The sequence below is a fragment of the Rhodococcus sp. P4_E4 genome (assembly GCF_056401575.1).
Genome location: NZ_JBFUJB010000008.1, coordinates 154,676 through 166,202, shown reverse-complemented (window position 1 = coordinate 166,202; position 11,527 = coordinate 154,676). Strand labels below are relative to the sequence as shown.

12 protein-coding genes are annotated in these 11,527 nt (G+C 63.5%); 8 read left to right on the top strand and 4 right to left on the bottom strand.

Translation table 11 applies throughout. The annotated features are described in order from the left end of the window. Positions 1-79 precede the first annotated feature (79 nt). Complete coding sequence (locus AC1DVN_RS12085; RefSeq protein ID WP_019744577.1) at positions 80-1,036, top strand: DUF6542 domain-containing protein; 957 nt, start codon at positions 80-82, stop codon at positions 1,034-1,036. A gap of 67 nt (positions 1,037-1,103) precedes the next feature. Here AC1DVN_RS12085 and AC1DVN_RS12080 read toward each other — a convergent pair whose 3' ends face one another. Beyond that, complete coding sequence (locus AC1DVN_RS12080; RefSeq protein WP_003945273.1) at positions 1,104-2,117, bottom strand: 4-hydroxy-3-methylbut-2-enyl diphosphate reductase; 1,014 nt, start codon at positions 2,115-2,117, stop codon at positions 1,104-1,106. A gap of 153 nt (positions 2,118-2,270) precedes the next feature. Between AC1DVN_RS12080 and AC1DVN_RS12075 the strand changes: the two genes are divergently transcribed. The 3 genes from AC1DVN_RS12075 to AC1DVN_RS12065 are packed head-to-tail and all read left to right on the top strand — an operon-like array spanning position 2,271 to position 4,353. Beyond that, positions 2,271-2,870: a lipid droplet-associated protein gene (locus AC1DVN_RS12075; protein WP_139047388.1), complete on the top strand. Its 600-nt coding sequence runs from the start codon at positions 2,271-2,273 to the stop codon at positions 2,868-2,870. Then, on the top strand, positions 2,867-4,132 hold the full coding sequence (gene xseA, locus AC1DVN_RS12070) for an exodeoxyribonuclease VII large subunit (RefSeq protein WP_003945258.1): 1,266 nt from the start codon (positions 2,867-2,869) through the stop codon (positions 4,130-4,132). Before AC1DVN_RS12075 ends, xseA begins: the two co-directional genes overlap by 4 nt. Beyond that, positions 4,129-4,353, top strand: a complete 225-nt coding sequence (locus tag AC1DVN_RS12065) for an exodeoxyribonuclease VII small subunit (RefSeq protein ID WP_019744579.1) — start codon at positions 4,129-4,131, stop codon at positions 4,351-4,353. Before xseA ends, AC1DVN_RS12065 begins: the two co-directional genes overlap by 4 nt. Positions 4,354-4,374: 21 nt before the next feature. Here the strand turns inward: AC1DVN_RS12065 and AC1DVN_RS12060 are convergent, their stop codons facing one another. Continuing rightward, positions 4,375-4,944, bottom strand: coding sequence for a DUF4245 domain-containing protein (locus AC1DVN_RS12060; protein WP_029255848.1), 570 nt, complete (start codon positions 4,942-4,944; stop codon positions 4,375-4,377). Between the two features lie 180 nt (positions 4,945-5,124). Between AC1DVN_RS12060 and glpX the strand changes: the two genes are divergently transcribed. Together glpX and AC1DVN_RS12050 are read left to right on the top strand one after the other, a co-directional pair. Further along, the gene (gene glpX, locus AC1DVN_RS12055) at positions 5,125-6,159 is read left to right on the top strand and encodes a class II fructose-bisphosphatase (RefSeq protein ID WP_019744581.1); all 1,035 of its coding nucleotides are present in this window, start codon (positions 5,125-5,127) and stop codon (positions 6,157-6,159) included. 101 nt (positions 6,160-6,260) lie between these two features. Then, positions 6,261-7,664 (top strand): class II fumarate hydratase, encoded by a 1,404-nt coding sequence (locus AC1DVN_RS12050; RefSeq protein WP_019744582.1) that lies wholly within the window; start codon positions 6,261-6,263, stop codon positions 7,662-7,664. A 49-nt stretch (positions 7,665-7,713) separates the two neighbouring features. Here the strand turns inward: AC1DVN_RS12050 and AC1DVN_RS12045 are convergent, their stop codons facing one another. Then, a complete protein-coding gene (locus AC1DVN_RS12045; RefSeq protein ID WP_019744583.1) occupies positions 7,714-8,433 on the bottom strand; it encodes an NADPH-dependent F420 reductase in 720 nt (239 codons plus the stop codon). Between the two features lie 59 nt (positions 8,434-8,492). Beyond that, positions 8,493-8,948: a nitroreductase family deazaflavin-dependent oxidoreductase gene (locus AC1DVN_RS12040; protein WP_317830681.1), complete on the bottom strand. Its 456-nt coding sequence runs from the start codon at positions 8,946-8,948 to the stop codon at positions 8,493-8,495. 340 nt (positions 8,949-9,288) lie between these two features. On the opposite strand from AC1DVN_RS12040, the gene AC1DVN_RS12035 reads away from it, so the two are divergent. Both AC1DVN_RS12035 and AC1DVN_RS12030 read left to right on the top strand, forming a co-directional pair. Continuing rightward, positions 9,289-9,855, top strand: a complete 567-nt coding sequence (locus AC1DVN_RS12035) for a TetR/AcrR family transcriptional regulator (protein WP_003945239.1) — start codon at positions 9,289-9,291, stop codon at positions 9,853-9,855. A gap of 97 nt (positions 9,856-9,952) precedes the next feature. Then, positions 9,953-11,524, top strand: coding sequence for an MFS transporter (locus AC1DVN_RS12030; RefSeq protein WP_019744585.1), 1,572 nt, complete (start codon positions 9,953-9,955; stop codon positions 11,522-11,524). Positions 11,525-11,527 lie beyond the last annotated feature (3 nt).

Genomic DNA, 11,527 nt, shown 5'->3' with positions numbered 1-11,527 from the left:
GCGCCATCGCGCCGATAAATGCGCCAGCCACGACCCGCACAAACACGGCCGACAACGCAAGAACCGCTAATGTCGTTATGTGTCTGCAACCCAACGTGCTCGCTCCGGGGTACCGCTGGACAAGCGATCGCTCATCGTGACCGTCCCCGGCCTGCCCTGGTGGGGAGTGATCCTGCTTGCTGCCGGTGTCACCGCCGTCGGCGTACTGATCGATGCAACCGGAGGCGGCGGCGAGCTCACCGCGGTGTTCTCGACGTTCTACTTCCTGGGCTGTCTCTTCGCTGTGGTTGCCGCTTCGAACAAGGCTCTTTTCACCGCGATGGCCCAACCTCCGTTGCTGCTCTTCGCTGCGGTGCCGATCGGGCACACGCTCATCGGCAAGGACAACAGCACCGCACTGCGCGACATCGCGATCAACATCGCGTACCCGTTGGTCAACCGCTTTCCGATCATGTTGGCCGCAACCGTCGTCGTGCTGATAATCGGCGGTTTCCGGTACTTCCTGCTCAATCAGCGTCCCACCGGGCCTGCGCGCTCGACCCGCTCCCGCCGCTCGGCGACCGCCACTCGAGACTCCGCTGCGGCTGCCACGCGAGAACAATCCGCACCCGAGACCGGGCGTCGCCGCAGAGTCTCGGACGCGCCCGTCCCCGGGCCCCCGCGTCGCCGCGCCCCCGAGGTGGACGAACAGCCCGCTTACCGAAGCGCTCCCAGGCGCGAACCGATCGAAGACGATCGCCTGCTGCCGCCCCGGAGAAGCCCACTGCCGCCCAGGGTCGATCGCACGCACCAACCGCCTACGCGTCGCCCTCAGCCGGACAGCAGACCGACAGCAGACGACGACTACCCGTCGTACGGTCGCCGCCGGGCGCCCGAGCCCAGTCCGTCGCCCAGGCGTGAGGAGCGAATGGAGCCCTTCTTCGCTTCGGGTGACGACGTATCGCCGCCGCTGCCCCCTCGCCGCCGCCCACCCGGAGTCGATCTTCCCGCGTATCCGCCGCCGCGAGTTCGGTATCGCGATCGCGAAGAGCCCTGACAGACGAGCCCAGTAGCAAAAAATGCGGGGCACCTTCCAGATGGAAGGTGCCCCGCATTTTCTTGTTCTAGGACGTGCGCGCTGCTCGCAATTCACGGGGAAGAGCGAACACCAAGGTCTCGTTGGCTGTGGTGACGGGCTGAACGTCGTTGTATCCATGCTCGGCAAGAAGTTCGATCACGCCGCGCACGAGCACCTCGGGCACTGATGCGCCCGACGTGATGCCGACGGTCTGGACACCCTCGAGCCACGCGAGATCGACCTCACGGGCGTAGTCGACCAGGTACGACGCAGCAGCGCCTGCACCAAGCGCGACCTCGACCAGGCGAACCGAGTTGGACGAGTTCCGCGAACCCACCACGATCACGAGATCGCACTCGGGAGCCATCGCCTTGACCGCGACCTGACGGTTCTGCGTGGCGTAGCAGATGTCGTCGGACGGCGGGTCCTGCAGATTGGGGAAACGCTCACGCAGGCGCGCGACAGTCTGCATCGTCTCGTCGACGCTCAGTGTGGTCTGGGAAAGCCAGATGACCTTCGACTCGTCCCGAACCGTGACTGCGTCGACCGAATCCGGACCGTCCACGATCGTGACGTGATCGGGAGCCTCACCTGCGGTGCCCTCGACCTCCTCGTGGCCTTCGTGGCCGATGAGGAGAATGTCGTAATCGTCGCGAGCGAATCGCTTTGCTTCCTGGTGCACCTTCGTGACCAGGGGGCACGTAGCGTCGATCGTGCGCAGGTTCCGCTCGGCGGCCGAGTCGTGGACGGCCGGAGACACACCGTGCGCCGAGAACACGAGGAGTGATCCTTCCGGAACCTCGTCGGTTTCGTCGACGAAGATCACGCCTTGATCTTCGAGCGTCTCGACGACGTGGCGATTGTGGACGATCTCCTTACGCACGTAGATGGGTGCGCCGTGCTTCTCGAGCGCCTTCTCGACGGTCTCGACCGCGCGGTCGACGCCGGCGCAGTAGCCGCGAGGCTCGGCGAGGAGCACGCGCTTGGCGCTGCCCTTGCGGGTGGACGGCGAATCAGCCGAGTGCGCGATACCGAGATTGAGAGGAACAGCCGAAGACATGTGACCAGCCTACTGGCACCTCGAACGTGAAACACTCCGGCAAACGTGAACACCTCGGTTTCGGGCTCCGATCGAAGGTTCCGAAGTAAACGAGTACGGCCGTCACAGGCAAGTCGGCTACCGATTGTCGGAGCTTTGCGGCAAGCTGTGGGAATGATCCGACCACCGTTCGTGGCGCGCGTTGCCGCGGGACTCGCCGTCACCGCGATGGAAGAGGCAAAGAAGTTGCCCACCACCGCTGTCGCCCTGCCGATGACCGCCGTGAGCCAGATGCTGCAGACAAGCATGCGCGTGCAGCAGTCGATCACCTCGTTGGCGATCAAGGGCGATCAGGCATTTGCACTGATCAACTGGTCTTCCGAGGACGAACAGCCCGAGTGGGCGGTCTTCGACGAGGACGCCGACGCTCCCGCAGACTCGGCGTCTTCCACCGGGGCGACCACCGCTGACACCCCGACCAATGCGGGACGCTTCGCGCTCTACTCGCTCGAGCCGACTGCCCCCATCGAGGAGCCCGCACCCGGCGCCGAGTCCGAATCCGCGGCAGCTACGACGGACGGACCTGCCGAAGAGCCCGAGATCGTCACCGAACTCGACTACCCCAACCTCACACTCGCACAGCTCCGTGCGCGCATCCGGACGCTCAGCATCGACGAGCTGACCGCCGTCCTGGACTACGAGAATGCGACGCTCGCCCGCGCACCGTTCCAGACCATGCTCACCAACCGCATCACCACAGCCAAGGCAAAGTGACTTCCGCAACGCCCCCCGCTTCATCGCAGCGATCGTCCGGCGCCAGCAGCGCTGAACAGCCGTGGCCGGTCCGCACGGTTTCCGCCAAGGTCGCCGGCTGGATCGATCGACTCGGCAGCATCTGGGTCGAAGGTCAGATCACCCAGATCAATGCACGCCCCGGTACCCGAACGGCCTTTCTCGTTCTGCGTGATCCGTCGGCAGACATGTCGCTGTCGATCACATGCTCACCACAGTTGTTGCACAACTCTCCGGTGCCGTTGACCGAGGGCTCGCGTGTCGTGATGTTCGGCAAGCTCTCGTTCTACACCGGACGCGGAACGGTGTCGTTGCGTGTCACCGAGATTCGCGCCGTGGGTATCGGTGAGCTGCTGGCCCGCATCGAGAGACTGCGCGCCTTGCTCGCCGCGGAGGGCTTGTTCGATCCGAGACTCAAACGGCCTCTTCCGTTTCTGCCCGGCACGATCGGCCTGATCACGGGCCGAGCCAGCGCGGCCGAAAAGGATGTCGTCTCGGTCGCCCACCGTCGTTGGCCCGCAGTGGCTATCGCGGTGCGTAACACCGCCGTGCAGGGCCCCACTGCTGTTCCCCAGATCATCGAAGCGCTGAAGGAACTCGACGCCAACCCGGTAGTCGACGTCATCATCCTCGCTCGCGGCGGCGGTAGCGTCGAGGATCTCCTGCCGTTCTCCGACGAAGCGCTGTGCCGCGCCATCGTGGCCTGCACGACGCCGATCGTCAGTGCCATCGGCCACGAGCCGGACAGCCCGCTCAGTGACCACGTCGCCGACCTGCGCGCAGCCACACCCACCGACGCGGCCAAGCGCGTCGTACCCGACGCGGTTGCGGAAGCTGCTCTGGTTGCCGATCTTCGTGACCGCAGCGCTGCGGCACTGCGCAGCTGGGTCAAGCGTGAGTCTCATCTGATCGAACAGTTGCGCACTCGACCGGTCATGGCATCACCGCTGCTCGCGGTGGACCGTCGCGCCGAAGAGGTCGAAAGGCTCCAGGCCGCCGGACGACGCGATGTGACTCGGTTGATCGACTCCGAGTCCCGAACGATCGAGCATCTGCGCGCCCGGCTCACCACGCTGGGCCCCGCCGCGACGCTGGCCCGCGGGTACGCAGTCGTGCAACGTGTTGTCGCCGACGGCGATCCGGAGGTTCTGCGCTCGGTCGAGGACGCGCCACCCGGAACCCAGATTCGAGTTCGACTTGCAGACGGCGCCGTTCGCGCCGCAGTGATGGGAAGAGAAAAATGAGCAACGCCACCGACACCGACACCGACATCAACGAACTCGGCTACGAAGCAGCCCGCGACGAATTGGTGAGCGTCGTGAAGATTCTCGAACAGGGCGGCCTGGACCTCGACGCGTCACTCTCACTGTGGGAGCGAGGCGAAGCGTTGGCCAAGCGCTGTGAAGAGCATTTGGCCGGCGCCAGGGCTCGCGTCGAAAAGGCTCTGGCCGAAGCGGACGAGTAACGTCCGCTCCGACCGGAAATCCTATGGCGTGATCGGCTGCGCTGCGCCGACCTTCTCGGCAAGAATCCGGAACTCGTCCGGCGTCGCCGCGCCCGTGAGCAACAGGCGAACATCCCCGACGTCCGTGACCCAGATCGACTCGACACCTTCGCCGCCGAAGACGTTCCACGTGTCGGCGCCGACGGTCTCGACTCCGGTCGCGAATCGCTGTCCACCGGCAACGTGTGACACCAACGGGAATTCCTCGGCGTTGCTCTGTGTCAGCTGAATGTAGCGACCACTGGTCGTGATGAATCCCACAGTGCTCGAATCTCCGCCGCCGTCGCCGGAGATGATTTTGCGACTGCCGGAGTTCGGGGTCCACCCGTCCGGAACACCGGGATTACGGATGGGAAATCCGAGTTCCTTCGCGTCGTAGTTCAGAGCTGCGTCCACGTCGACGCTCGGGATAGGCCCCTGCGTCGGGCCGCCAGGACTGAACGTGCACTGGCTGGCGATGCCCGCAATGATGATGCAGAACAGCACCAACGGTACGAGAGACCAGACCATGTCTTTGTTGTCTTCGAGAATGCGGGGTTTCTTCGATGCCACACCCCCAGTATCCAGGTACTGCGCAGTAGATACGATTCCCGGTCCCCTTCGAGCGAGACAAAACGTCGCAGCGGCGACCCGACAGCGCACGTAGCCGCTCCCATCTGGGACAATGACGCCTGAAGAAACCACTGCGTCGACACACCCCGTCGACCGCGACCGCGCCAGGAGGCACCGCACATGACGGCCAGCAGCACTCATCGTGAGACCCCGGACCGTAACCTCGCACTCGAATTGGTCCGAGTCACCGAAGCCGGTGCTATGGCTGCCGGCCGCTGGGTAGGCCGCGGCGACAAGGAAGGCGGCGACGGAGCAGCCGTCGACGCTATGCGTCAGCTCGTCTCCTCCGTCTCGATGCGCGGCATCGTCGTCATCGGTGAGGGCGAGAAGGACGAAGCGCCGATGCTGTTCAACGGCGAAGAGGTCGGAAACGGCGACGGCCCCGACTGTGACTTCGCCGTCGACCCGGTCGACGGCACCACCTTGATGTCCAAGGGCATGCCCAACGCGATCTCCGTTCTGGCTGTTGCCGAGCGCGGCGCGATGTTCGATCCGTCGGCCGTTTTCTACATGGAGAAGATCGCTGTCGGACCGGATGCTGCAGATGTCATCGACATCAGCGCACCGATCGCCGAGAACATCAAGCGCGTCGCCAAGGTCAAGAAGGCGTCGGTCTCCGACATCACGATCTGCATCCTGGACCGCCCGCGTCACAACCAGCTGATCCAGGACGTGCGCGACACCGGCGCCCGTATCCGTCTGATCTCCGACGGTGACGTTGCCGGCGCCATCGCCGCAGCGCGTCCCGAGTCCGGCACCGACATGCTCGTCGGCATCGGCGGAACGCCTGAGGGCATCATCGCCGCAGCAGCCATGCGCTGCATGGGTGGATCGCTGCAGGGCAAGCTCGCACCCACCGACGACGAAGAGCGCCAGAAGGCCATCGACGCCGGTCATGATCTCGATCGGATCCTGACCACCGAAGATCTCGTCTCCGGCGAGAACGTATTCTTCTGCGCCACGGGCGTCACCGATGGTGACCTGCTGCGCGGTGTCCGCTACTACGGCGGCGGCGCCAGCACGCAGTCCATCGTGATGCGTAGCAAGTCCGGCACCGTTCGCATGATCGACGCGTACCACCGTCTCGAGAAGCTGCGCGAGTACAGCTCCGTCGACTTCGACGGCGAAGAGGGCGCGGTTCCCCCGACGTTCTGATCGGCTCCGCCCCGTGAGCGGTTAGGGAGTCCCTGCACTCCTTAACCGCTCACGGGGGACGTAGTCCCCTACCCGCCCTCCAAAAGTGGCAATGTGGAGCCATGACGGAGAGCAACGATCAACAGTTCCGAATCGAACACGACACCATGGGCGAAGTTCGGGTGCCCATCGACGCGCTGTGGCGGGCACAGACCCAGCGTGCAGTCGAGAACTTCCCGATCAGCGGGCGCCCACTCGAGCGCACCCAGATCCGCGCAATGGGCTTGCTGAAAGCAGCGTGTGCGCAGGTCAACAAGGACCTCGGACTGCTCGACGCGGACAAGGCCGACGCAATCATCGCCGCCGCGAACGAGATCGCCGAAGGCAAGCACGACGATCAGTTCCCCATCGACGTCTTCCAGACCGGCTCGGGAACCAGCTCGAACATGAACGCCAACGAGGTCATCGCGTCCATCGCGAAGGCCGCGGGCGTGGACGTACACCCCAATGATCACGTCAACATGTCGCAGTCCTCCAACGACACCTTCCCCACCGCCACGCACGTCGCAGCTACCGAAGCAGCGGTCACCGATCTTGTTCCGGCACTGGAACATCTGCATGCTGCGCTTGCCACGAAGGCGTCCGAGTGGAAGACCGTCGTCAAATCCGGACGCACCCACCTGATGGACGCTGTGCCGGTCACGCTCGGTCAGGAGTTCGGTGGCTACGCACGTCAGATCGAGGCCGGTATCGAGCGCGTCAACGCAACACTCCCCCGCCTCGGCGAGTTGCCGATCGGCGGAACAGCAGTCGGCACCGGTCTCAATGCTCCGGATGGATTCGGCCCCAAAGTTGTTGCCGAGCTGGTCAAGTCGACAGGCGTCGACGCGCTGACTCCGGCGAAGAACAGCTTCGAAGCACAGGCCGCGCGTGACGGACTGGTCGAGGCATCGGGCGCGCTGCGGACCATCGCAGTCTCACTGACGAAGATTGCCAACGACATTCGGTGGATGGGATCGGGTCCGCTGACCGGACTCGGCGAGATCGCACTCCCCGATCTGCAGCCGGGTAGCTCGATCATGCCCGGCAAGGTGAACCCGGTCCTGCCCGAGGCAACCACTCAGGTTGCGGCTCAGGTGATCGGAAACGACGCCGCCATCGCGTGGGGCGGCGCTGCCGGAGCGTTCGAACTCAACGTCTACATCCCGGTCATGGCACGCAACCTGCTGGAGTCGTTCACCTTGCTGGCCAACGTCTCTCGACTGTTCGCCGACAAGTGTGTCAGCGGACTGGTCGCGCACGAGGAGCACCTCAAGACACTCGCCGAATCGTCACCGTCGATCGTGACGCCCCTCAACTCGGCGATCGGTTACGAGGAAGCCGCGGCCGTCGCGAAGCAGGCGCTCAAAGAGAAGAAGACGATCCGCCAGGTCGTCATCGAGCGCGGACTCGTCCCGGACAAGCTGAGCGAGGAAGAACTCGACAAGCGTCTCGACGTTCTGGCGATGGCGAAGGTCAAGGACTGAACAAACAACAGAGTGGCGGTTTCCACTTCGGAAACCGCCACTCTTTTCCCTACACCGTAGTGGTTGCGCGCCATTCGTCGGTGCGATCGGGGCTCGCCTCGGCCAATGCCTTCAACGTCGCTTCACGATCGAAGTCCTTGCCGTACACCGGAGTTCCCGGCTGCTGACGCCAGGAATCGTCGATCGTTCCCGCATCGACAGGATCGAAGCCCAACTGATTGATCAGATCGAACACGACCTGCTTGTTCGCGTCGTCGTCGCCGGCGATGGGTAGCGCAATGCGCCCCTCTGCACCTTCGGGAAGCCCCTTCTCGAGGAGATGCTTCCACCAGATTCCGTTGAACGCCTTGAATACCGGTACACCCAGGCGCTCCTGCACCCATCCGCTTTCGGTCTGTCCGTCCTCGATGGCCGAGATCAGACCGTCACGCTGTTGCGGGTAGTAGTTGTTGGTCTCGATGACCGGGGCACCGGCGACCGCACCGCTGAGGATCCCCGCCGGTAGATCGACCACGTTCTTCTGCGGAATGCTCACGATGACCAACTCGGCGCCCTCGGCGGCCTCGGTGCTGCGGACTGCCTTCGCGCCCGTCTCCGCTTCCAGTTCTGCAAGGGTGTCCGGTGTCCGCGAATTCGAGACGCGCACGTCGTGACCGAGCGCAGCGAGCCTACGTGTGAGCGTGCCACCGATCTGACCGGCTCCGATGATTCCGATGCGCATGACCCTGCTCCTTCGTCGTGTGCAGTGGCGATCGCGCCACCGCTGCATTCGTCAACGACGAGAACGCACCGGGTCATTCCGTACCGACTACTTCAACTCCCGTTGATTCAATCGGTTGACGGATCGAGTTCGAGCCTGATTCGAACACTGACCGGATCGGTCTGCAATCCGCGAAAGGCAGAGGCCGTCAGCGCCGATCTGAACTTCCCCGACGTGAATGTCTTCACCCGCGCCGGGACGTCGTCGTCCGGCATGATCTGGGCCTGTCCGTCCACCCACTCGCCGCGGCGACGGATCCGAACCTTCGGCGTCGCAGAGATATTGGCGCCCCAACCCCTGTCGATGCCGTGCTGCGCGATGACCCACGCCTCGTCGCTGTCGTAGGTGATCGCAACGGGCACTCGGCGGGTCAGACCGGTTCGGCGTCCAACCGTCTCGATCTCGGTCATCAACGACGGCATCAAACCGATCCGATTCAATCCGGTGACCAGCGGATTGGCGAAATACTTCCCGACTGCGACTTCGATTCTTCGTTTTCGTGCAACTGACGTCGGTACCGGCATGCCGTTTCCTCTCCTCCGGAGCTGGCGCTCGAAGCAACAGCTCTATACCGCACGATATAACCACTGATCCGGGAGTTTTGCCACCATGAATATCGATCAATACCCACTACCTGCACACAACACTTGACTGTGTCTGTCGGTTACATCTAGTCTCAGATTCGTTCCTATACCGATCGACATACTGGGAGGCAGTGATGAACACACCTCGAGACACCTCGTTGCCATGACCGGCCTGCAGACGCGTTGTCCGATCGCCGCAGCGCGTCGCAAGTGGGGAGTACCAAGAGAACCAGCGGCACCAGATGAATCGAACAGCTCTGCGATTGCATACGATGGCGGGATGGCCGACTCCGATTCCCGCACTCTGATGCTGGTCGGCGCCATCAATGCCTTCCGTGAACACGGGATCGCGACGACCTCGCTCACCGAGATCGTCGAACGCTCGGGAGCTCCCCGCGGGTCGGTGTACCACTACTTCCCCGAAGGCAAAGGACAGCTGGCCGGCGAAGCAGTTGCCTACTTCGGCCGAGGCGTCAGCGCCGCCATCAGTTCGATGATCGCTCAGTCTTCCCCACCGGAGATCATCGACGCGGTTGTCACAATATTTCGAAACAGCTTGGTAGAGAGCGATTTCACCTCCTCCTGTCCGGTCGCAGCCGCTGCAGTGGAGGGCGCGTCGACGCCGGCGGCATTAACTGCTGCGGGCGAATCCTTCACCTCGTGGGAATCGCTTCTCACATCGTTCTTCTGGCAGCAGGGACAGCCGTCCGAGACTGCAGCACAGTGGGCAACCGTCGTGATCGCGTCGATCGAAGGCGCGACTCTGATGGCAAAAGCTCAGCACACCACCGCGCCTCTCGATCGGATCGGCGCGCACCTCAAGGCTCTGGTCTCGGCCCCGAGCTGACCAACCCCTCTACTTCCAACCGCTGCTGCCGTCCGCGCAGGAGCAGAGATGGCGTACCAACATGTCTCACACACTTGCACCGGCGCCCTCGGCGCCCATGATGACCAAGTCCCGTCGATTCACTGCGCTGATCTTCATCTGCCTCGCCGAACTCCTTGTCGTGCTGGACAACACAGTGGTCAACGTCGCACTGCCGACGATGAGCGTCGACCTGTTCGCCAGCGTCAGTGACCTGCAATGGATCGTCGACGCGTACACGTTGACCTTCGCCGGGTTCCTACTCACTTTCGGCCACCTGGGTGACCGCTTCGGACGCCGCCGAGTGATGATCATCGGTCTGATCGGCGTCGGCGCGATGTCGCTCGTCGGCGCTTTGGCTTCCAACCTCGAACAGGTGATCATGGCGCGCGCTGCCATGGGTGTCTTTGCCGCAGCAGTCTTTCCGGCAACTCTGGCCATGATCACGAACATCTTCACCGACGCCAGAGAACGAGCCATCGCCATCGCCGCCTGGACCGCAATGGCCGGCTTCGCGATTGCCATCGGCCCGACGGCAGGCGGTTGGCTTCTCGAGCACTTCTCCTGGCACTCGGTGTTCTGGATGAACGTTCCGGCTGCGTTGCTGGTCATCGTCGGTGTGCTGCTGGTTGTTCCGGAATCGAAGGCGCTTCACGTCGGCCGATTCGATTTCGTCGGAACAATCTTGTCGCTCCTCGGCATCGTCATTCTGGTGTGGACCATCATCGACGCACCCCATCGCGGATGGGTGTCGGCATTCAGCATCACGGGATACCTCTCTGCGACAGTGTTGTTGGCGGCATTCGTCGCATGGGAACTGCGCACCGACGCGCCGATCCTGAACATGAATCTCTTCCGAATCCGGCGGTTTTCATTCCCCGCCTTGGCTATTGCGGTCAGCTACTTCAGCATGTTCGGGTTCTTGTTCCTGATCACGCAGTACTTCCAGGGCGTTCGCGAATACTCGCCACTCGAATTCGGCATCCACTCTTTGCCTTTCGCCGCCGCTGTTGCGGTGGGCGCCCCAGTTGCCACCTTGGCTGCACAGAAACTCGGCACGACCGCAGTGATGGTGTTCGGCCTCCTCGTCCTCAGCGGCGGCATGTTCCTGGCCGGCCAGACGACCGTCGAGACGCCCTACCTCGGACCCGTCGTGATCTCGATGGTTCTCATGGGTCTGGGCCTCGCGATTGTCCAGGGACCGGCTACCGACTCCATCATGTCCTCGGTGCCCCTCGACGAAGCCGGCGCAGGCTCGGCAGTCAACGACACGACGCGTGAGCTCGGTGGGACCCTGGGCGTCGCCGTCATCGGCTCGATCGTCGCCTCGTATTACACGTCAAAGGTGGCTCCGATCGTCGACGCCATTCCCGACGCCGTGATGTCGGCACAGGAGAAGGGCTTCGCTCGTGAGTCGGTGCTCAGCGTCATCGAGATCCGCTCGCGCGACATCAGTCCGCTCTTCGAGCAGCAGAAGGACAGTCTGATCTACACGATGAAGACCGCGTGCCTGGAAGGCTTCGCCATCGCGTCGTACTTCACGGTCGGCGCAGCACTGATCACCGCGCTGCTGGTCGCGTTGTTGCTCCCCTGGAAGCCGGTCACAGAAGGCTCCATTCTCGGCAGTCTGGCGACCAAGACCCCGAAGTAGCTA